A 21007-nucleotide genomic window follows, 5' to 3' on the forward strand; every position below is an offset into this window, starting at 1 on the left:
CGCCTTTGCGTTCACGATCTGGACTCTTACCGGTGGAGTCACGGTGGGGGTATTGTCGTTTGATTCGCGCGCGACGGGGGTCGCCGCGCGTAAATTCGTGCGGTCTTGGGGCAACTATGTCAGGCGTGATCGTGTCGATGCGTCGGACGCTGCTATCGTGCACATCGCTCGTGCGCGACGGCCTGATCGGGAGCGCTCTCGCGGCGCTGCTGCCGGCTGCGCCGGCTGAGGCCGCCGACTTCGTTGGCACACTTTCGGAATTGCTGGACTTCAACCGGCAGGAACTTGCGGTGCTCGCCACCGCGCTGGCGCTGCTCGGCTTCTCGGTGATGGCCGCGATCCTGCTGATGCGTACGCGCGTGCGCACGGCGAAGAACGAGGCGCGGCTGCGCGCGCGGATCGGGGAACTGCAACTCCAGGCCGACCGCTTCGGTGCGCTGCTGTTCGCCGAGCCGCAGATCCTGATCTCCTGGCCGGCCGGCGACAACCGCGCGCAGATTTCGGGCGACGTCTCGATGGTGCTGCCGCGCGACTCCTCCCCTCAGCGCGTGCTCGCCTTCGGAACCTGGCTGCCGCCGGAACCGGCGCTCCAGATGGACCACGCTGTGGATGCGCTGCGCGACCGCGGCGACGGGTTCCAGCTGACGCTGACCACCGCGCATGGCCATACGCTGGAAGCCATCGGCCGCGCCATCGGTGGCCAGGCCATTGTCAGGATTCTCGAACTCTCGGGCCTGCGCCGGGATCTCGCCGAAACTAATCTGCGCTACAAGGCGCTCTCCGACGAGACCGAGATGCTGCGCGGCTTCGCTGCGGCGGCACCCTGGCCGATCTGGGCCAAGGGCGAGAACGGTGCGCTCACTTTCGCCAACCCGGCCTATGTCCGTGCGACCGAGGCCGCGAGCTTCAGCGACGCCCACGAGCGCAAGCTCGAGCTGCTCGACAGCGCCGACCGCAGCGCCATGGAACGGGGACTGAAGGACGCGGCCAATTTCACCTCCCGGCTGCCGATCGTGATCGGCGGCGAGCGGCGCATCTACGACGTGCGCGCCGTCAATGTCGGCAGCGGCAGCGTCGGCGTCGCGATCGATGCCAGCGAGGCGGATGCGCTGAGCTCGGCGCTGGTGCGGATGGCGGAGGCGCATCGCCGCACGCTCGACCAGCTCTCCTCCGGCGTCGCCGTGTTCGACGGCCACCGGCGCCTTGCCTTCTACAACGATTCCTACCGCCGGCTATGGGACCTCGACCGTACCTTCCTCGACGCCAATCCCGATGATTCCAGCGTGCTGGACCAGCTCCGTGCCGCGCGAAAACTGCCGGAGCAGCCCGACTTCCGCGCCTGGAAGGCCAAGCTGCACGAGGCGTATCGCGCGGTCGAGGCCGCCAAGGATACCTGGTATCTGCCCGACGGCCGCGCCCTCTCCGTCGTCACCACGCCGAACCCGGAAGGCGGCGTCACCTATCTGTTCGACGACGTCACCGAGAGCCTCGAGCTCGCCCGCCGCTTCGACGGCATGATCCGCGTCCAGCGCGAGACGCTGGACAGCCTCGCCGAGGGCGTCGCGGTGTTCGGCAGCAACGGCAAGGCGCAGCTCTTCAACCCGGCCTTCGTCCGGATGTGGAAGCTGTCGAGCGACGCGATGCGCGACGAGCCGCACATCCAGACCGTCGAAGGCTGGTGCCATCAGCTGTTCGACGATCCCGTGGTCTGGCGGCAGATCCGCGAGGCCGTCACCTCGATCGAGAGCCGCGCCGACGTGCCGCTGAAGCTGGAGCGCAAGGACGGCAGCGTGCTCGACGGCATGATCCGGCCGCTGCACGACGGCGCCACCATGCTGACGTTCCAGGACATCACCGACACCGAGAACGTCGAGCGCGCGCTGCGCGAGCGCAACGAGGCGCTGGAGGCCGCCGACCAGATGAAGGTGGATTTCGTCCACCACGTCTCCTACGAGCTGCGCTCGCCGCTCACCACCATCATCGGCTTCGCGCATTTCCTCAGCGATCCCTCGACCGGACCGCTGACGCCGAAACAGGCCGAATATCTCGACTACGTCACCAAATCGACCAACGCGCTGCTGGCGCTGACCAACAACATCCTCGATCTCGCCACCATCGACGCCGGCGCGATGAAGCTGGAACTCGGCCCGGTCGACGTCAGCAAGACCATCGAGCTCGCCGCCGAGGGCATCCAGGACCGGCTCGCCACCGACCGCATCCGCCTGAAGGTCGAGATCGCGCCCGATATCGGCAGCTTCATCGGCGACGAAAAGCGCGTGGTGCAGGTGCTCTATAACCTCCTCGCCAACGCCGTCGGGTTTTCTCCACAGGATTCCACCGTCGGCATCAGCGCGCGTCGCACCGAGCACAGTGTGGTCTTCACTGTGACAGATTCCGGGCCTGGAATACCTGCCGACATGAAGGACAAGGTGTTCAACTGGTTCGAAAGCCGCTCGCAGGGGTCGCGTCACCGCGGCGCCGGGCTCGGCCTGTCGCTGGTGCGCTCCTTCGTCGAGCTGCATGGCGGCAAGGTGCGGGTGGATTCGATCGTGGGCCGGGGCACGGTCGTGATCTGCGACTTCCCGACCGACCAGGCGGCGCATCGCGACGCCGCCGAATGAGCGCGCCAACCACATTCTCCGTCGCGCTTCACAACGAGACGGCCACCGCGCAACTGATGGCTGATCTCGCGCTGCTGGTCGGGCCGGGCGATGTCATCACGCTCACCGGCGACCTCGGCGCCGGCAAGACCGCGGCCGCCCGCGCCATGATCCGCTACCTCGCCGACGACGAGGCGCTGGAAGTGCCGAGCCCGACCTTCACTCTGGTGCAGGGTTATGAGCTGCCGCCGTTTCCGGTCATGCATGCCGACCTCTACCGCGTCGAGGACGAGAGCGAGCTCGAGGAGATCGGGCTGTCGCCGCTGCCGGACGCCACGCTTGTCCTGATCGAATGGCCGGAGCGTGCGCCGTCGGCGCTGCCCGAGGATCGCATCGACATCGCACTCACCCATCGTCCGGCTCTGGGCTCGAACGCACGTGCCGCCGACATCACCGGTTACGGCAAGGGCGCAGCCCAGGTCGCGCGTCTGAGAGCGCTGCGCGAATTCCTCGACGCATCCGGCTATCTCGACGCAATGCGGCGGCGCATGGCCGGCGACGCCTCGACACGGTCCTACGCGCGGCTGCTGCGCGACGACGAGATCGTCATCCTCATGAACTTTCCGCAGCGCCCCGACGGCGCGGCGCTCTACAACGGAAAGTCCTACAGCGCCGCGGTGCATCTCGCCGAAAACGTCAAACCCTTCGTCGCCATCGACGAAGGCCTGCGCGCGCAAGGCATCTCGGCGCCCGCGATCCATCATGCCGATCTCGACCACGGCTTCCTGATATCGGAGGATTTCGGCAGCGAAGGCGTAATCGAAGGCAACCCGCCGCGCCCGATTCCCGAGCGCTACGAAGCCGCGACCGACGTGCTGGCGGTGCTGCACGGCAAGACGCTGCCGGAGACGCTGCCGCTCGACGGGCAGAGCTACGCCATTCCGGTCTTCGACACCGAAGCGATGCTGATCGAAATCGGATTGATGCCGGAATGGTATCTGCCCGATCGCAACGCGCCGCTGAGCGAGGCGAAGCGCGCGGAATTCTTTGCGATGTGGCGCGAGCTGCTGAAGAAGCCGCTGGCCGCGCCGAGGACGTGGATCATCCGCGACTATCACTCGCCCAATTTGATCTGGCTCGGGATGCGCACCGGCATCGAACGCGTCGGCGTGATCGATTTCCAGGACACCGTGCTAGGGCCGCAATCCTACGACGTGGTGTCGCTGCTCCAGGACGCCCGCATCGACGTGCCCGAGAATCTCGAGCTGACGCTGTTGTCGCGCTACATCAAGGCGCGCCGCGCTGGTGATGCGAGCTTCGATCCGGCCGGTTTCGCCGAGCTCTACGCCATCATGTCGGCGCAGCGGAACACCCGCCTGCTCGGCACCTTCGCCCGGCTCAACCGCCGCGACGGCAAGCCGCATTACCTGCGCCACCAGCCGCGGATCTGGACCTACCTCCAGCGCTCGCTGGCGCATCCCGCGCTCAGCCATTTGCGCGACTGGTATCTCGCCAACGTCCCGCCACCCCAAAGGCCGTCACAAGAACCGGCACCAGAACCGCCCCAAGGCTGATTCGGGCCCGATTTACCGGCTGTTAGCCAAGACGTCGGTATTCTGGCGGCAAGGAGCCGAATAATTACCGGGCTGGAGCAAGGGCAGATGGCGGTGAAGACAGACCAGCGCAGCAACAGCCGGGTTGTTTTCGAGCGTGGGATTCCGGCCCAGATGATGGGAATCGACGGCACGTGGCGGCGCGACTGCACCATGGAGGACGTCTCCCAGAGCGGCGCCAAGCTGACCATCGACGGTTCGGTCGAAGGGCTCCATCTGAAGGAATTTTTTCTCCTGCTGTCGTCCACCGGACTCGCGTACCGGCGCTGTGAGCTTGCCTGGGTCAATGGCGACCAGATCGGCGTCAATTTCCTCAAGCTCGGCGACAAGAAGAAAAAGGCGCGTTCCGCATCCGTCGGGGCGTGACGCCACACCCGTCGTACAACCGTCACGGCAGGAGGCTAAGGCGGTTGAGATGCGGTGCGGCTGAATGAGTCCCGTGCTAGGATTACCGCGAGCGCGAATTCCAAGGGCAATTTCGAGAGTAATTCCAAGAGTTCTAATCCCAAGAGTTCTGAGTCCACGAGGCTGAGAAAGACGAATCTGAGAAAGCAAACGATGTCCGTCAAACCGACCAAAGCCATGGTGCTCGCCGCAGGGTTCGGCCTGCGCATGCGTCCGTTGACGGACAAGATGCCGAAGCCGATGGTGCCGGTGGCGGGCCAGCCGCTGCTCGACCACGTGCTCGACAAGCTCGGCCAGGCCGGCGTGACCGAGGCGGTGGTCAACGTGCATTACCTGCCGGACCAGATCATCGATCACGTCGCATCGCGCCAGCATCCGCGCGTGACCATCTCGGACGAGCGCAACCAGGTGCTCGGCACCGGCGGCGGCGTGGTCAAGGCGCTGCCGCTGCTCGGCAACGCGCCATTCTTCCATGTCAATTCCGACACACTGTGGATCGACGGCGTGCGCTCGAACCTCGCGCGGCTTGCCGAAAACTTCGATCCCGCGCGCATGGACATCCTGCTCTTGATGGCGCCGACGGCGACCAGCATCGGCTATAGCGGCCGCGGCGATTACGGCATGCTGCCCGACGGAGCCCTGCGCAAGCGCAAGGAGAAAGAGGTCGTTCCGTTCGTCTATGCCGGCGCGGCGATCCTGTCGCCGTCGATCTTCGCCGATGCGCCGCAGGGCGAGTTCTCGCTGACCAAGATGTTCGACCGCGCCAACGAGCAGGAGCGCCTGTTCGGCCTGCGCCTCGACGGCGTCTGGATGCATGTCGGCACGCCCGATGCGGTGCATGCGGCGGAAGAGGCGTTTCTGGAGAGCGTGGCGTAGGCCGCGAACACGGTGCCGTAGGGTGGGCAAAGCGAAGCGTGCCCACCGCACAAGCTAACTCCAATGACGAATACGGTGGGCACGGCGCAAGCGCGCCTTTGCCCACCCTACGAGGCTACGGGCCGTGACGAACAGCGGGGACGACTTCACCTCCGCCCATGACCATTTGTGTCCGCCTCCCTATATTGGCGCCTGATCCCGAATCAGGCAGCCGATGCGCGTTTTCAGTGTTCCCATCTCAGTTCCGTTCCTGCGCACGGTCGTCACGGCCCTGCTCGACGGCCGGCTGGTCGCGGGATTCGAGGCGCGCAAGGAGCCGGCACGGCTTGCGGACGCCACGCTGTACCTGCCGACCCGGCGCGCCATGCGTGTCGTGTGGGAGATCTTCCTCGACGAGATGAAGGCGGACGCGGTCGTGCTGCCGCGCATCGTCGCGCTCGGCGACATCGACGAGGACGAGCTCGCCTTCGCCGATGAAGGCGAGCAGTTTTCCGGCGCAACGCCGCTCGACATCCCGCCGCGCCTTGGCGAGCTCGAGCGACGGCTGACGCTGGCGCAGCTCGTCGCGGCCTGGGCCAAGGGGCCGGTGCTGTCGCCGCTGGTGGTCGGCGGCCCCGCCTCGACGCTGGCTCTCGCCGGCGATCTCGCGCGCCTGATCGACGACATGGTGACGCGCGGGGTCGACTGGAGCGCGCTCGATGGTCTGGTGCCGGACCAGCTCGATCGCTACTGGCAGCACTCGCTCGAATTCCTGCGCATCGCCCGCATCGCCTGGCCCGGCCATCTCGCCGAGATCAACAGGATCGAGCCCGCGGCGCGGCGCGACCTCCTGATCGCGGCGGAAGCGAAGCGCCTGACCGCGCATCCGCATGGGCCCGTGATCGCGGCCGGCTCGACCGGCTCGATGCCGGCCACCGCAAAATTCCTGCATGCGGTCGCCTCGCTGCCGCATGGCGCGGTGGTGCTGCCGGGCCTCGACACTGATCTCGACGAGGATGCCTGGCGGACCATCGGCGGCGTGCGCGATGCGCTCGGCAAGTTCGCGGAGCATCCGGCGTCGAACCATCCGCAATATGCCATGCACGCGCTGCTGGAGCGCTTCGGCATCAAGCGCGGCGACGTCGAGCTGCTTCAAGCGCCGGCGGAAGGCGGCCGCGACCTGCTCGCATCCGAATCGATGCGGCCCTCCGCCAAGACGGAAGTCTGGCACGACCGGCTGAAGCAGCCGGATGTCGCGGCAAAGATCGCCGGCGGCATGACAAACCTCGCGGTCGTCGAAGCCCCCAACCCTGAAATGGAAGCGCTGGCAATCGCGATCGCGATGCGCGAGGCGCGGCACCTCGACAAATCGGCGGCGCTGGTCACGCCGGACCGCGCGCTGGCGCGCCGTGTGATGGCTGCGCTCACCCGATGGGATCTCGCCTTCGACGATTCCGGCGGCGACGTGCTGATGGAGACATCCGCCGGCGTTTTTGCGCGCCTTGCGGCCGAAGCGGCGACCAAGGGATTGGAGCCGCCGACGCTGCTGGCGATGCTGAAACATCCACTGTGCCGGCTGGGCCGCGCGCCGGGCGCTTGGAAGGCGGCAATCGAAGGCCTGGAGCTCGCCGTCTTGCGCGGCACGCGCCCGCCCGCGGGCACGGCAGGCCTGCTGCGTGAATTCAACCGCTTTCGCGAGGAACTGGCCAAGCTGTGGCGCAGCGAGGTCTCCGCGCTCCACAAGGCCGAGCCACGCGCACGCCTCAAGGCGGAGGATCTCGATCGCGTCCAGGCCCTGATCGATGCCTTGCAGAAGGCCTTGGCGCCGATCGAGAGTTTGGCGTCGTCAAAGCCATATGACTTCGCCGAGCTCGCGCACCGGCATCGCGAGATCATGATCGAGCTGTCGCGCGACGAGCAGGGCATCCCGCTGGCCTTCGAGGAGCGCGAGGGCCTCGCACTCGCCAGCGCCTTCGACGATCTCCTGCGCGGCGGCACGACCAGCGGACTGATGGTGCCGCTGCCTGATTACCCTGATGTCTTCCAGACCGCGTTCGGCGATCGCGCGGTACGGCGGCGTGACAAGCCGGGCGCGCGGCTCCAGATCTACGGCCCGCTGGAATCGCGCCTGATGCAGGCGGACCGCATCATCGTCGGTGGCCTGATCGAGGGCGTCTGGCCGCCGGCGCCGCGCATCGATCCCTGGCTGAGCCGCCCGATGCGGCACGAGCTCGGCCTCGATCTGCCGGAGCGCCGCATCGGCCTCTCCGCCCACGATTTCGCGCAGCTGCTCGGCGGAGATGAGGTGATCCTCACCCATTCCGCCAAGGCCGGCGGCGCGCCAGCGGTGGCTTCGCGCTTCCTGCATCGGTTGGAGGCGGTTGCGGGCGACGATCGCTGGAAGGCGGCCATCCGCGCCGGCGAGAAATACGTGCGGTTCGCAGATCGGCTGGACCAGCCCGACGAGGTCAGGCCGATCAAGCAACCCGAACCGCGACCGCCGCGCGCGACACGGCCGCTGAAGATGTCGGTCACCGCGATCGAGGACTGGCTGCGCGATCCCTACACGATCTACGCCAAGCACATCTTGCGGCTGGATGCACTCGATCCCGTCGACATGCCGCTGTCGGCCGCCGACCGCGGCTCGGCGATCCACGATGCGATCGGCGAATTCACGGAACGCTATGCGACGCGCCTGCCCGACGATCCCGCCCGCGTGCTGCGCGCGATCGGTGAAAAGCATTTCGCGCCGCTGATGGAGCGCCCCGAGGCGCGCGCGCTGTGGTGGCCGCGCTTCCAGCGCATCGCGCGCTGGTTCGGCGAGTGGGAAACGGCACGGCGCGACGTGGTCGAGGCGATCACCGCGGAGACCCGCGGCGAGATCTCGATCACGCTCGACAATGAACGCAGCTTCCGCCTCTCCGCGCGCGCCGACCGCATCGAGCGCCGCCAGGGCGGCGGCTACGCCATCCTCGACTACAAGACCGGCCAGCCGCCGACCGGCAAGCAGGTCCGCATGGGCCTGTCGCCGCAGCTCACGCTGGAGGCGGCGATCCTGCGCGAAGGCGGCTTTCCCGACATCGACGCCGGCTCATCCGTGAGCCAGCTCGTCTATGTCCGCCTCAGCGGCAACAATCCGCCGGGCGAGGAGCGCATCCTCGAGCTCAAGTACAAGCAAGGCGACGAACCGCAGCCGCCGGATATTGCTGCCGCTGAGGCCCGGGCCAAGCTGGAAGCGCTGATCCGCGCCTTCGAGGACGAGAACCAGGCCTACACCTCGCTAAACCTGCCGATGTGGTCCAACCGCTACGGCACCTATGACGACCTCGCCCGCATCAAGGAGTGGTCGGCAGCCGGCGGATTGGGGATCGAGGAATGGTGAAGGCGCCACGCCCAATCCCCGATGAGGTGCGCGCCAGGCAGGCGCGTGCATCCGATCCGACCGCATCGGCCTTCGTGTCGGCCAATGCGGGCTCGGGCAAGACGCACGTGCTGGTGCAGCGCGTGATCCGTCTGCTGCTGTCGGGCGTGCCGCCGGAAAAGATCCTCTGCATCACCTTCACCAAGGCCGCCGCCGCCAACATGGCCGAGCGCGTCTTCACCACGCTCGGCCATTGGGTGACGCTTGATGATACAGGGCTCGATGCCGCGATCCGCGCGGTCGGCATCCCGCACCCTGATCGAAAATTACGGCGCGATGCGCGAAAGCTGTTCGCCTGCGCGCTGGAGACACCGGGCGGGCTGAAGGTGCAGACCATCCACGCGCTGTGTACGCGCCTGCTCCAGCAGTTTCCGTTCGAAGCCAACGTGCCGGCGCGCTTCTCCGTCATCGACGAGCGCGACCAGACCGACATGATGGAGCGCGCCAATCTGAAGGTGCTGCTGGAGGCCGCGCGCGACCCGGAAACGGTCACAGGCCGCGCGCAGCTGACCGCGATGGCCAGCGCCGCCGACGTCACCTTCAAGGAGGTCGTGCGCGAGGCCTGTCTGAGCCGCGATCATTTCATGGCCTGGACCGACGAGGCCGGCAACGCAGAAGCTGCCGCCGCGCAGATGGCGGCGGTGCTGGGCGTTGACGCCGCCGACCGCATCGAGGACGTCGAGACGGAGATTCTCGACGGTCCGTTCCTGCCGCGATCGCGCTGGGACGTCATCGCGTTTGCGCTGGAAGACGGCAGCAAATCCGACAACGACCAGGCCAGCCGGCTCCGCGAGGCAAAGGCGTTTTCGGGCGGCGCGCAGGTCGACGCCTATCTCGGCGTCTTCCTCACCGACGAGAAGCTGCCGCGCAAGGCAGTGCTGACCAAGAAATTTTGCGATCACAATCCCTCCGTCGCCCGCCTGTTCGAGAACGAGGCCCAGCGCATCACTGGATTGATCGAGAAGCGCCGCGCGGTAACCATGCGTGACCGCACGGCGGCTCTCTTGCATATCGCGACCGCTGCTGCCGCGAACTACCGGCGCGAGAAGCAGGAGCGCGGCCTGCTCGACTATGACGATTTGATCGACAAAACGCTGGCGATGCTCAACCGCGTCTCCTCGGGCTGGGTGCATTACAAGCTCGACCGCGGCGTCGACCACGTCCTGATCGACGAGGCGCAGGACACCAGTCCGCGCCAATGGGACATCGTCGCGCACATCATCTCCGAGTTCACCGCGGGCGAAGGCGCGCGCGAGGGGCTGAACCGCACCATCTTCGCCGTCGGAGACGAGAAGCAGTCGATCTTCTCGTTCCAGGGCGCGCAGCCCCGGGAATTCGACGCGCGCCGGCGCGAGCTGCACCGCAAGTTCACCGCCGCCGGGCTGAAATTCGATCCGGTCGCCTTCACCTATTCGTTCCGCTCGGGCGCCGCGATCCTGCACTCGGTCGACCACGTCTTCCGCGACCCCGCGATCTACAAGAGCATCCATTCGGTCGAGATCGGCCATCCCCTGCACAATGCGCTCGCCGATGCAGGGCCAAGCGTGATCGAGCTGTGGGACCTGGCTGAAGCCGACGACAGGCAGGATATCGAGGGCTGGCGCGCGCCGTTCGACGGCGTTGCCGTCACCAGCCCCGAGGTCAAGCTCGCCCGCCGCATCCAGGCCGAGATCAAGCGGCTGGTCGAAAGCGGCACACTCACCGGACATGACGGCGAGCGGCGGCCGCTGCGCTACGGCGACATGCTGATCCTGGTCCGCCGGCGCGGCAACGCGTTCGATGCCGTGATCCAGGCGCTGAAGCACGCCAACGTGCCGGTCGCCGGCGCCGACCGGCTGAAGCTCACCGAGCACATCGGCATCATCGACCTGATGAACCTTGCGGACGCGCTGCTGCTCCCGCAGGACGACCTCGCGCTTGCGGTCGCGCTGAAGAGCCCGCTGTTCGGGCTCGACGACGACGATTTGTTTGCGCTTGCCTGGGGCCGCAAGGGCTCGCTACGCCGGGCGCTCGGCGAGCATGCGGCCGGAAGTGAGAAATTCGCCGCGGTGCTGCGGCGGCTCGAGGCCTGCGAAACTCGCGCGCGCGAGGAGACACCGTTCGCCTTCTACGCCTGGCTGCTTGGCGGCGACGGCGGACGCGCGCGCATCCTGCGCCGGCTCGGCCACGAGGCCAATGACGCGCTCGACGAATTCCTGGAGCTGGCGCTGAACTACGAGCGCAAGGCGCCGGCCTCGCTGCAAGGCTTCATGGCCTGGCTGCGCTCGGCCGACACCGAGGTGAAGCGCGACATGGAAATCTCCCGCGACGAGGTGCGGGTGATGACCGTGCACGGCGCCAAGGGCCTGGAAGCGTCCGTCGTGTTCATGGTCGACACCACGTCGTCGCCCGCGGACTCGCAGCGGGTCCGGCTGATCCAGGTGCCGCGCGGCAATGGCGGCGAGGTGGTGGTGTGGGCCGGCCGCAAGGCCGACGATCCCAAGCCCGTCGCCGAGGCGCGCAAGGCCATGCTCGAGGAGACCGAGGACGAATATCGCCGCCTGCTCTATGTCGCGATGACGCGCGCGGCCGACCGGCTGATCGTCGGCGGCTGCATGCCCGGCAACATGAGGACGGTCCGCAAGCTGAGCTGGTACGACCTGGTCGACACCGGGCTCGCCGGCTCCGGCCTGGAGAAGCAGACGGTGGAAACGCCGCTTGGCAAGGTGACGCGATTCGCCCGGCCGGAGGATGTCGCCGCGATGGGGACGCCCGCGACGTCGGTAGACCACGCGGTCGCTCTGCCGGACTGGCTGCGGACGCCGGCACCGCGCGAGATGCTTGACGACGACGCTGTACGCCCTTCCGGCCAGTCTGCGGAGGACGGCCGCGCCGTGCGAACAGGCGAATCGGTCAAATCCCGCGCGCTCGCGCTGCAACGCGGCACGCTGGTGCACCGGCTGCTCCAGTCGCTGCCCGACATCGTCGCCGACCGCCGGCGCGAGGCCGCGCTCGGCTTCATGGCGCGCAACGCCTCGGACTGGGCCGAGGCCGACCGCGCCGCGCTGGCCGACAAGGTGCTCGCCTTGATCGCCGAGCCACGCTTTGCCCCGGTCTTTGCCGCCGGCAGCCGGGCGGAGGTCGCCATCGTCGGCAGGCTGGAACGGCCGGGCCGCCTTCCAGCGCTGGTGTCGGGGCAGATCGACCGGCTGGTCGTTCGTCCGGACGAGGTCCTGATCGTCGATTTCAAGACCAACCAGGCGGCACCCAAAAGCGCGGCGGAAGCGCCCGTCGCCTATGTCCGGCAGCTTGCGCTGTACCGGGCGGTACTGGCACGGCTTTATCCCCAAAAGCCGGTCAGAGCCGTCCTGCTCTGGACCGAGGCCCTTGAATATATGGAGATTTCAGCCCCCGCGCTGGACGCGGCGCTGGCATCCCTTCATCTCAGTGTGAGCGTCCTTGACCCGGCAAGGGGCCGTTCATAGGTTGACGCCATGATCCCCGGCGCGATTCCAGGTCGCGCCGATTCTCTTTCAACCGAACGAGGTACTCCAATGGCCGTTGGCAAGGTTTCCGACACTGATTTCGAAGCCGAAGTGCTCAAGGCGAACGGCCCTGTCGTCGTCGATTTCTGGGCCGAGTGGTGCGGCCCCTGCCGCATGATCGCACCCGCCCTCGACGAGATCGCCGGCGCGATGGGCGACAAGGTCAAGATCGTGAAGCTCAACGTCGACGAGAGCCCGAAGACTGCGTCGAAGTACGGCGTGATGTCGATCCCGACCCTGATGATCTTCAAGGGCGGCGAGATGGCCTCCCGCCAGGTCGGCGCGGCGCCGAAGGCGAAGCTTCAGCAGTGGATCACGTCGGCGGTCTGATCCGCGTCGCGACCGACTGAGAATTCTGCAACGGCCGGCGAGAGCCGGCCGTTTTGTTTTTCACGATTTGATCCAGCCTGTCGCGAGCGCGTTCGCAAGCTCCGGCTGATTGTTGCGGCGCGCCAGCTCCGACATCGCCTCGTGATCGTAAGCCACGTGACGAAACGTCACCTGCCACCCGCCGACTGTCGGCTCGAGGATCGCATAGCGCGCATCCGGCGTGCCGGCTTCGACGACATGCGGGAACGGATGCACATCGCGATAGCCGGGGCTGCCGACGCTCCCGGGATTGACGATCAGCCGGCCGTCGCGAAGCCGCACCGCGCGGGCAAGATGGGTGTGGGCACAGAGGATCAGCGACTGCGTGATGCCTTGCGCGAATTGCTCGATGCGGTCGAGCGGCGATAGCGCGACGGTGCCGTCGGGATGCACGGTGTCGAGCCAATAGACTTCATCGTCGCCAGGCGTCGCGTGACACATAAAGACCTGATCGCGATACACGTGCGTCATCGGCTGCGCCCGCAGCCAATCGAGCTGCGCGGCGTTGAGCGCTTCGTAGGCGGGACGCGATGCCGTGCATGTGCTCGGCAATCACGACCGCTACCTGCTCGATCGTCCTCCGGAAAAGATCGAGCTGCATCAGGATCTCGACGGTCCGGCGCGCATCGAGCGGGCCGCTCAGCATGTCGCCGAGATTGACGATGTCGGCGATGCCCTGCGCGCGGATGTCGGCGAGCACCGCCTCCAGCGCGAGATGGTTTCCGTGGACGTCGGCAATCGCGGCAAAACGCATCAGCACTTCCTGTAGCCCGTGTTGCGCAACCTCTATGCAGGAGGCGTGCCGTTGATACCGAGCACGTGGCCGGCGAGATAGAGCGAGCCTGATATCAGGATACGCGGCGGCACTTCATAGGCGAGCTTAGACAAGGCGCGCAGCGCGGCCTCGATGCCGGGCGCGGGCTCGACGCGCATGCCGAGGCTGCGCGCGGCGTCGGCGAGGCGGTCGGCCGGCATCGCATTCTCGGTGTCGGGAATCGGCACCGCGATGATGTGACGGGTGAGGCCGGCGAAATTGGCGAGGAAGGCCTGCGCATCCTTGTTGGCCATCATGCCCGCGATCACGACCAGCGGCCGCGACACCCGTTCCTCGAGATCGCCGAGCGCGGCCGCCGCAACGCGCCCACCTTCCGCATTGTGCCCGCCGTCGAGCCAGATCTCCGAGCCCTGCGGTCCCCAGGAGAGCAGCTCGCCCGAGGTGATGCGCTGCATCCGCGCCGGCCATTCGGCACCGACGATGCCGGCTTCGAACGCCGCCTGGTTGACCTTGAATGTCGAAATCGCGCGCAAAGTCGCGATCGCAAGCCCCGCATTGTCGAACTGGTGGCGGCCGAACAGGCGCGGCGCGGCGAGATCCATCAGGCCGCGATCGTCGGAATAAACCAGGCGCCCATGCTCGACATTGACGTGCCAGCTCTCGTTCGCGGCAAACAGCGGCGCGCGCATGCGCTTGGCCTGCGCCTCGATCACCGCCATCGCCTCGCCCGACTGCTCGGCGCAAACCACGGGCACGCCGCGCTTGATGATCGCGGCCTTCTCGCCGGCGATGGAGGTCAGCGTATCGCCGAGGAAGTCCGTGTGGTCCATGCTCACAGGCGTGATCACGGTGGCCGCCGGCGTATCGACCACATTGGTCGAATCGAGCCGGCCGCCAAGGCCGACCTCGAGCAGCACCGCATCGGCCGGATTCTGCGCGAACAGATGAAACGCGGCAGCCGTCTTCAGCTCGAACACGGTGGCAGGCTCGCCGGCATTGACGCGCTCGACTTCTTCCAGTGCGGCGCGCAGTTCGTCGTCGCCGACCAGCACGCCGCCACCGAGGCGACCGAGCCGGAAACATTCATTGATGCGGACCAGATACGGCGAGGTGTAGGCGTGGACGCGCAGGTCTGCCGCTTCCAGCGTCGCGCGCAGATAAGCGAGCGTCGAGCCCTTGCCATTGGTGCCGGCGATGTGGATCACCGGGGGCAGCTTGCGTTCGGGGTGGCCGAGCCGATCGAGCAGACGATGCATCCGCTCCAGCCCGAGATCGATGCGCTTCTGATGCAGGGCCGACAGCCGCCCGATCAATTCGCCGAGCGGCGGCTTTGCGCTGTCAGGAGACGCGTTCACGCGTGCGGCGCGGCCGGCGCCGTCTCGGAAGCCGATACGATCTGCGCCGGGCTGACGACAGGCTGCACCGATTTCGACGCGGTCTCCAGCGCCGGTGCCTTGGTCAACAGGCGACAGAGCCGCGCCAGGGTCGGGCGCAAATCGTGGCGATGCACGACCATGTCGACCATGCCGTGCTCTTTCAGGTACTCGGCGCGCTGGAAGCCTTCCGGGAGCTTCTCGCGGATGGTCTGCTCGATCACGCGCGCGCCGGCAAAGCCGATCAGCGCGCCGGGCTCGGCGATCTGCACGTCGCCCAGCATCGCGTAGGAGGCGGTGACGCCGCCGGTGGTCGGGTTGGTCAGCACGACGATATAGGGCTGTTTTGCTTCGCGCAGCATCTGAACCGCGACGGTCGTGCGCGGCATCTGCATCAGCGACAGGATGCCTTCCTGCATGCGCGCGCCGCCTGATGCGGCGAACACGATGAACGGCGACTTCTTCTCGACCGCGAGTTCGAGCCCACGCACGATGGCCTCGCCCGCGGCCATGCCGAGCGAGCCGCCCATGAAGTCGAAATCCTGCACGGCGATGACGACGGCGGCGCCTTCGAGCTTGCCATAGCCGACCTTGATCGCGTCGTTGAGGTTAGTTCGCGCGCGGGCATCCTTGATGCGGTCGACGTATTTCTTCTCGTCACGGAACTTGAGCGGATCCGGCGTGACCTCGGGCAGCGCGACGTCGTACCAGGTCTCGTTGTCGAAGATCGACTTCAGACGCGCCACCGCGCCCATGCGCATGTGGTAGTTCGAGCCGGGAATGACGAACTGGTTGGCCTCGACGTCCTTGTAGAACACGAGCTGCCCGGAATCCGGACACTTGATCCACAAATTCTCCGGCGTCTCCCGCCGCAGCATGTTGCGGATCTTCGGCCGGACCACATTGGTAAGCCAGTTCATGGTTTGCTCCGATGTGCGATCCCGCTCCGGGGATCGCCTGAAGGGATATATGGCTGCCGGACCCTGCCCCGGCAAGCCGCCGTGTCGTCCGCCCCAATAGCGGAATTATGGCCTATTCCGCCGCCTGTTGTGCGCCTTTGACGCCTTGGGCCAGGGATGCCGTCAGTTCGGCGACGGCGTTAACGGTTTTGGCGGTGGCCCGGCCGTCCGCATCGAGGCTGTTCTTGAGCGCATCGACCAGCGCCGTGCCGACCACTGCGCCATTCGCATGCGAGGCGATGGCGCGCGCGGTCTCCGGCGTGCGGATGCCGAAGCCGACGCAGACCGGCAGCTTGGTGTGACGCTTGATGCGGGCAACCGCTTCGCTCACCGCCGAGGAATCCGCCGCCGCAGCACCGGTGATGCCGGTGATCGAGACGTAGTAGACGAAGCCCGAGGTGTTGGCGAGCACGGCCGGCAGGCGCTTGTCGTCGGTCGTCGGCGTCGCCAGGCGAATGAAGTTCAGGCCGGCCTTCATCGCGGGCAGGCAGAGCTCGTCGTCCTCCTCCGGCGGCAGATCGACGATGATGAGGCCGTCGACGCCGGCGGTCTTGGCATCGACAAGGAACTTGTCGACGCCGTAGATGTAGATCGGGTTGTAATAGCCCATCAGCACGATCGGCGTCGCATTGTCGTCCTTGCGGAAGCCGCGCACGAGCTCGAGCGTCTTCTTCAGCGTCATGCCGGCCTTGAGCGCGCGCAGGCCCGCCGCCTGGATCGACGGACCGTCGGCCATCGGATCGGTGAAGGGCATGCCGATCTCGATCACGTCGGCGCCGGACTTCGGCAGCGCCTTGATGATCTCGAGCGAGGTGGCGGGATCCGGATCGCCGGCCATCAGGAAGGTCACGAAGGCCGAGCGGCCCTGCTTCGCAAGCTCGGCAAAACGGATGTCGATACGCGTGGTCACTTGCTCTTGCCCCTCAGGATGTCGCCGACCTGCGGGACGTCCTTGTCGCCGCGGCCGGAGAGATTGACGACCATCAGGTGATCTTTTGCGCGCTTCGGCGCGAGCTCCATCACCTTGGCGATGGCATGCGCGGGCTCGAGCGCCGGGATGATGCCTTCCAGCTTTGACAGCAGCTGGAACGCAGCGAGCGCCTCGTCGTCGGTCGCGGAGAGATAATTCACGCGGCCGATCTCGTGCAGCCAGGAATGCTCGGGGCCGATGCCGGGATAGTCGAGGCCGGCCGAGATCGAATGAGCGTCCTGGATCTGGCCGTCCGCGTCCATCAGCAGATAGGTGCGGTTGCCGTGCAGCACGCCGGGACGGCCGCCCGCGATCGAAGCCGCATGCAGCTGCGTGAGTCCATGGCCCGCGGCTTCGACGCCGAAAATCTCGACGGAGGGATCGTCGAGGAAGGGATGGAACAGGCCCATCGCATTCGAGCCGCCGCCGATGCAGGCGACCAGCGAATCCGGCAGGCGGCCTTCGACCTCCTGCATCTGTGCCTTGGTCTCGTTGCCGATGATCGACTGGAAGTCGCGCACCAGCGTCGGATAGGGATGCGGGCCCGCGACCGTGCCGATGCAATAGAACGTGTTGTGCACGTTGGTGACCCAGTCGCGCAGCGCCTCGTTCATGGCGTCCTTCAGCGTGCGCGTGCCCGACTGCACCGGGACCACCTTTGCGCCCAGCATCTCCATGCGGATCACGTTGGGCTGCTGCCGCTCGACGTCGACGGCGCCCATATAGACCACGCATTCGAGGCCGAAGCGCGCGCACAGCGTCGCGGTGGCGACGCCGTGCTGGCCGGCGCCGGTCTCGGCAATGATGCGCTTCTTGCCCATGCGCCGCGCCAGCATGATCTGGCCGAGCACGTTGTTCACCTTGTGCGAGCCGGTGTGGTTGAGCTCTTCGCGCTTGAGGTAGATCTTGGCGCCGCCGAGATGCTCGGTGAGACGCTCGGCGAAATAGAGCGGCGAGGGCCGGCCGACATAGTTCTTGAGATAGCCGTTCATCTCGGCCTGGAAGGCCGGATCGGCCTTGGCCGCGGTGTAGGCCTTCTCCAGATCGAGGATCAGCGGCATCAGCGTTTCGGCGACGAAGCGTCCGCCGAAGATGCCGAAATGACCGCGCTCGTCGGGCCCGCTGCGGTAGGAGTTTGGTTTGGCGATGTTCATCGGACGCTCAACTCTTGACTTGCATCTTGGGTGGCGCGCGCGGCGCGAATGAAGGCCTTGATCAGCTCGGGGTCCTTGACGCCGGGAGCGCGCTCGACACCCGAGGACACGTCGACGCCGCCGGCGCGGGTGATGCGAAGGGCTTCAGTGACGTTGTCGGCGTGAAGCCCGCCCGAGACCATATAGGGCAAGTTCAGATCGAGGTTTTCGAGCAGGTGCCAGTCGAACGGCGCGCCCAGGCCGCCGGGCCGCGTCGCATCTTTCGGCGCGCGCGCGTCGAACAGGATGCGGTCGGCGACCGCGGCGTAGCCGGGCAGCACGGCAAGATCGGCTGAGGTTGCGACCGGCACCGCCTTCATCACGGGGCGGCCGAACCGCTGCTTGATGTCGCGCAGCCGCGCGACGGTCTCCTTGCCATGGAGCTGGAAAATATCCGGCGACAGCGCGTCCATGATGTTGTCGAGCGCGGCATCATCGGCATCGACCGTGAGCGCAACCTTGACTGCGCGCCGATTCACCTGGCGGCCGAGATCGCGGCCAAGCTCCAGCGACAGATGCCGGGGCGACGGCGGAAAGAACACGAACCCCACCATGTCGGCGCCCGCGTCGAGCGCTGTTTCGAGCGTCTCGCGCGTGGACAGGCCGCAGATTTTGACGAGCAGGGACATGGTCTCAAAGCAGGTAAAGGCCGCAACTCCGCGGCCGGAAAGCAGGGTTTTCGGTTGCGGCCGCTTCTACAACGTCGCGCGCTGCTTGTCTCGCCCGACGGGCCCGTAAAGGCCCACCCCGACGGGGGCGGGGAGGCGCTGGGAATCGGGCTTGGCCGCGGCCGTCTGGGCCCGCAAGCCGGCCAGTTCGGTCCGGGCGCTGCGCGCATCCGCCTCATGCCGACGGGCCGCGCGGCGCCAGTGCCGCTGGCCGAACCAGACGGCACATCCGCCGGCCAGGACGCCCAGCGCCGCCACCAGGATCAGCACCAGGAACAGCGGGAGCGTGACCGACAATGACGGGGCGTCGGAGACGAAGGGATCGAAGGAGACCGTGACGAAATGCCGGTTGGAGACGGCGAACACCACCAGGATCAGACCCAGCGGAATCACGATCAGCGCGGTCAGGAACTTTCGCATCTCGCTTCGCTCGCCTTGAATCAAGCTTCCGGTCGCATCTTGAGCGACCGCGGGAAACCCTGACGCCGGCCTCAGTCTGCCGCGCCGGGATCCGGATGGTCGCGGTTCAGCCGCTCGCGCATTTCCTTGCCGGTCTTGAAGAACGGAACGCTCTTCTGATCGACGGGTACATGGGCGCCGGTGCGCGGATTACGCCCGGCGCGTGCAGGGCGATGCTTGACCGAGAAGGCACCGAAGCCGCGCAACTCGACGCGATCACCGCGTGCGAGAGCCGCTACGATCTCTTCGAGAATCGCATTCACAATGTTCTCGACATCCCGCTGGTACAGATGCGGGTTGTGCTCGGCGATACGCTGAACAAGTTCGGATTTGATCATCGAGAGATAGGACCCGGAAGCGTGCGGATGACCATTTCCGTGAAAATACCGTGATCTGTCAAGACGCTAAATCAAGGTTGAGCGTCGTGAAAATGCGTGACAAATGCCAAAAAAGCAGGCTGCCCCGACACTCGCCAGACGAGAAAACCCTTAGGCGCTCGCCTGTCCCAGTCAGTTTGACGCAGCCGGCTGCCACAAAGCCAGCATTCCATCCATTCCGAACCGGTCGACGGCCTGCGCGACGCCGGTTTGCCCGATTTGATGCGCAATCGAGCCTAAACCCAGCGCTTCCAGCGTCACGGCAGCGGCCGTCTTGAGGAACGGCAGATCGCCGAAGCGCGACTGAAGCTTGTAGTCGCGCACCGAAAGCCCCTTCTTGACGCCCTTCTGCTCGACCAGCCAGGTCACCGCCGTCTTCTCGTCGCCGATCTGGTCGATCAGCTTGAGATCGATCGCCTGGCGTCCGGTGAAGACGCGGCCGTCGGCCACTTTCTCGAGCTGCGTGTCGTCCATGCCACGCCGCTCCTTCACCAGTCCCTTGAACCAGGCGTAGGAGTCCTTCACCAGCGCGTCGAGCGCGGCCCGCGCCTCGGGACTGGTCGGCTCAAAACCGTTGGGCGCGGCCTTCAGCGGCGAGGATTTTACCTCCTCGACCTTGACGCCGATGGTCTTCAGGAGCTCGGTGACATTGGGGTACTGGAACAGCACACCGATCGAGCCGACCAGCGAGCTCTGCTGCGCGATGATGTGGTCGCTCGCGATCGCCGTGATGTAGCCGCCGGAGGCGGCAAGACCCTCGACCACGACGACGAGCGGCTTCTTCGCCTTGAGCCGGACCAGCGAGTCGTAGAGCTGTTCGGAGCCTGCGGTGGTGCCGCCCGGTGAGTTGATGTGAACGATGACGGCGGCAGCCTGCGAATTCTCCAGCCGCTCCAGCGCCTGCGTGCGATCGGAATCGCTGCGGATCAGGCCGTCGATCTGGACCCGCGCAATCGAGCCGGCGGCTGCGAACGTGCCGCGCGCACCGGGCGTCGCGATCAGCGCGAAGCCCGCAATCGCCGCGATCGCGATCAGCGCGGCCATGACGCGCCAGAACGTCAGCTTGCGGCGGATCCTGCGACGATCGACGATGATGTCCGAATCGAGCGACATCGGAATATCTCCAAATGAAAGACCAGGCGCGTTGTGCCGTCACGGCGTGACCAACGGCTTATCTGGATACATCAATTGCGGCGCAATTTGAAGAAAACAAGGCTGGTGCCGGTCGGGCCGAGCCCCCGTCACAGGCTTCTCGTCATCCCGGACAAGCGCCGCGACGCAGAGCGCTGACCCGGGATCCATACCCACAGAATTGAGTTTGGCGAAGACTTGGAGTTACCAGCTCGCGCCAGACCGCTCCTTGTGGTGATGGGTCCCGGATCTACGCGCGCTTTGAGCGCGCTTGTCCGGGACGACAGTTGAGTATGGAGCAACAAAAAAGCCCCG

15 protein-coding genes and 1 pseudogene are annotated in these 21007 nt (G+C 66.5%); 7 read left to right on the forward strand and 9 right to left on the reverse strand.

All coding sequences use genetic code 11. The annotated features are described in order from the left end of the window. Positions 1 to 116 precede the first annotated feature (116 nt). The 7 genes from ACFLEY_RS46725 (at position 117) to trxA (ending at position 12748) form a co-directional block, all read left to right on the forward strand. Positions 117 to 2621, forward strand: coding sequence for a PAS domain-containing sensor histidine kinase (locus ACFLEY_RS46725; RefSeq protein WP_060909554.1), 2505 nt, complete (start codon positions 117 to 119; stop codon positions 2619 to 2621). Further along, the gene (gene tsaE / locus ACFLEY_RS46730) at positions 2618 to 4174 is read left to right on the forward strand and encodes a tRNA (adenosine(37)-N6)-threonylcarbamoyltransferase complex ATPase subunit type 1 TsaE (protein WP_060909555.1); all 1557 of its coding nucleotides are present in this window, start codon (positions 2618 to 2620) and stop codon (positions 4172 to 4174) included. The genes ACFLEY_RS46725 and tsaE overlap by 4 nt, the downstream gene beginning before the upstream one ends. 87 nt (positions 4175 to 4261) lie before the next feature. Further along, entirely contained in the window at positions 4262 to 4579 is a 318-nt protein-coding gene (locus ACFLEY_RS46735; RefSeq protein WP_011083578.1) for a PilZ domain-containing protein, read from the forward strand. 192 nt (positions 4580 to 4771) lie between these two features. Beyond that, positions 4772 to 5494 carry a nucleotidyltransferase family protein gene (locus ACFLEY_RS46740; protein WP_060909556.1) on the forward strand — a complete coding sequence of 241 codons (723 nt, stop codon included), beginning with the start codon at positions 4772 to 4774 and terminating at the stop codon, positions 5492 to 5494. 214 nt (positions 5495 to 5708) lie between these two features. Continuing rightward, a complete protein-coding gene (gene addB / locus ACFLEY_RS46745; RefSeq protein ID WP_060909557.1) occupies positions 5709 to 8855 on the forward strand; it encodes a double-strand break repair protein AddB in 3147 nt (1048 codons plus the stop codon). Beyond that, the gene (addA, locus tag ACFLEY_RS46750) at positions 8849 to 12358 is read left to right on the forward strand and encodes a double-strand break repair helicase AddA (protein ID WP_060909558.1); all 3510 of its coding nucleotides are present in this window, start codon (positions 8849 to 8851) and stop codon (positions 12356 to 12358) included. Before addB ends, addA begins: the two co-directional genes overlap by 7 nt. A gap of 69 nt (positions 12359 to 12427) precedes the next feature. Next, entirely contained in the window at positions 12428 to 12748 is a 321-nt protein-coding gene (gene trxA / locus ACFLEY_RS46755) for a thioredoxin (RefSeq protein WP_007598398.1), read from the forward strand. Between the two features lie 60 nt (positions 12749 to 12808). Here trxA and ACFLEY_RS46760 read toward each other — a convergent pair. The 9 genes and pseudogenes from ACFLEY_RS46760 to sppA all read right to left on the reverse strand — a co-directional run bounded on the left by ACFLEY_RS46760 (position 12809) and on the right by sppA (position 20674). Beyond that, positions 12809 to 13541 (reverse strand): annotated as a pseudogene (locus ACFLEY_RS46760) (metallophosphoesterase family protein). 32 nt (positions 13542 to 13573) lie between these two features. Next, a complete protein-coding gene (locus ACFLEY_RS46765; protein ID WP_060909559.1) occupies positions 13574 to 14917 on the reverse strand; it encodes a folylpolyglutamate synthase/dihydrofolate synthase family protein in 1344 nt (447 codons plus the stop codon). Beyond that, positions 14914 to 15855 carry an acetyl-CoA carboxylase, carboxyltransferase subunit beta gene (gene accD / locus ACFLEY_RS46770; protein ID WP_028172496.1) on the reverse strand — a complete coding sequence of 314 codons (942 nt, stop codon included), beginning with the start codon at positions 15853 to 15855 and terminating at the stop codon, positions 14914 to 14916. Before accD ends, ACFLEY_RS46765 begins: the two co-directional genes overlap by 4 nt. A 112-nt stretch (positions 15856 to 15967) precedes the next feature. Continuing rightward, positions 15968 to 16804: a tryptophan synthase subunit alpha gene (gene trpA, locus ACFLEY_RS46775; RefSeq protein WP_028172495.1), complete on the reverse strand. Its 837-nt coding sequence runs from the start codon at positions 16802 to 16804 to the stop codon at positions 15968 to 15970. Beyond that, positions 16801 to 18018, reverse strand: a complete 1218-nt coding sequence (gene trpB, locus ACFLEY_RS46780) for a tryptophan synthase subunit beta (protein ID WP_011083569.1) — start codon at positions 18016 to 18018, stop codon at positions 16801 to 16803. The genes trpA and trpB overlap by 4 nt, the downstream gene beginning before the upstream one ends. Continuing rightward, on the reverse strand, positions 18015 to 18686 hold the full coding sequence (locus ACFLEY_RS46785; protein WP_060909560.1) for a phosphoribosylanthranilate isomerase: 672 nt from the start codon (positions 18684 to 18686) through the stop codon (positions 18015 to 18017). The genes trpB and ACFLEY_RS46785 overlap by 4 nt, the downstream gene beginning before the upstream one ends. Positions 18687 to 18752: 66 nt before the next feature. Further along, the gene (locus ACFLEY_RS46790) at positions 18753 to 19145 is read right to left on the reverse strand and encodes a lipopolysaccharide assembly protein LapA domain-containing protein (RefSeq protein ID WP_060909561.1); all 393 of its coding nucleotides are present in this window, start codon (positions 19143 to 19145) and stop codon (positions 18753 to 18755) included. 71 nt (positions 19146 to 19216) lie between these two features. Then, complete coding sequence (locus tag ACFLEY_RS46795; protein WP_008539997.1) at positions 19217 to 19522, reverse strand: integration host factor subunit beta; 306 nt, start codon at positions 19520 to 19522, stop codon at positions 19217 to 19219. Positions 19523 to 19693: 171 nt separating this feature from the next. Further along, positions 19694 to 20674: a signal peptide peptidase SppA gene (gene sppA / locus ACFLEY_RS46800; RefSeq protein ID WP_028172493.1), complete on the reverse strand. Its 981-nt coding sequence runs from the start codon at positions 20672 to 20674 to the stop codon at positions 19694 to 19696. Between the last annotated feature and the right edge of the window lie 333 nt (positions 20675 to 21007).

This window comes from Bradyrhizobium sp. YCK136, assembly GCF_044570075.1.
Classification (GTDB): domain Bacteria; phylum Pseudomonadota; class Alphaproteobacteria; order Rhizobiales; family Xanthobacteraceae; genus Bradyrhizobium; species Bradyrhizobium diazoefficiens.

Coding starts and splice junctions, on each gene's coding strand:
- ACFLEY_RS46740 (WP_060909556.1), top strand. CDS start 4,772: ATGTCCGTCAAACCGACCAAAGCCATGGTGCTCGCCGCAGGGTTCGGC.
- ACFLEY_RS46795 (WP_008539997.1), bottom strand. CDS start 19,522: ATGATCAAATCCGAACTTGTTCAGCGTATCGCCGAGCACAACCCGCAT.
- ACFLEY_RS46785 (WP_060909560.1), bottom strand. CDS start 18,686: ATGTCCCTGCTCGTCAAAATCTGCGGCCTGTCCACGCGCGAGACGCTC.
- addA (WP_060909558.1), top strand. CDS start 8,849: ATGGTGAAGGCGCCACGCCCAATCCCCGATGAGGTGCGCGCCAGGCAG.
- addB (WP_060909557.1), top strand. CDS start 5,709: ATGCGCGTTTTCAGTGTTCCCATCTCAGTTCCGTTCCTGCGCACGGTC.
- ACFLEY_RS46790 (WP_060909561.1), bottom strand. CDS start 19,145: ATGCGAAAGTTCCTGACCGCGCTGATCGTGATTCCGCTGGGTCTGATC.
- trpB (WP_011083569.1), bottom strand. CDS start 18,018: ATGAACATCGCCAAACCAAACTCCTACCGCAGCGGGCCCGACGAGCGC.
- ACFLEY_RS46735 (WP_011083578.1), top strand. CDS start 4,262: ATGGCGGTGAAGACAGACCAGCGCAGCAACAGCCGGGTTGTTTTCGAG.
- accD (WP_028172496.1), bottom strand. CDS start 15,855: ATGAACTGGCTTACCAATGTGGTCCGGCCGAAGATCCGCAACATGCTG.
- ACFLEY_RS46725 (WP_060909554.1), top strand. CDS start 117: ATGTCAGGCGTGATCGTGTCGATGCGTCGGACGCTGCTATCGTGCACA.
- tsaE (WP_060909555.1), top strand. CDS start 2,618: ATGAGCGCGCCAACCACATTCTCCGTCGCGCTTCACAACGAGACGGCC.
- trxA (WP_007598398.1), top strand. CDS start 12,428: ATGGCCGTTGGCAAGGTTTCCGACACTGATTTCGAAGCCGAAGTGCTC.
- sppA (WP_028172493.1), bottom strand. CDS start 20,674: ATGTCGCTCGATTCGGACATCATCGTCGATCGTCGCAGGATCCGCCGC.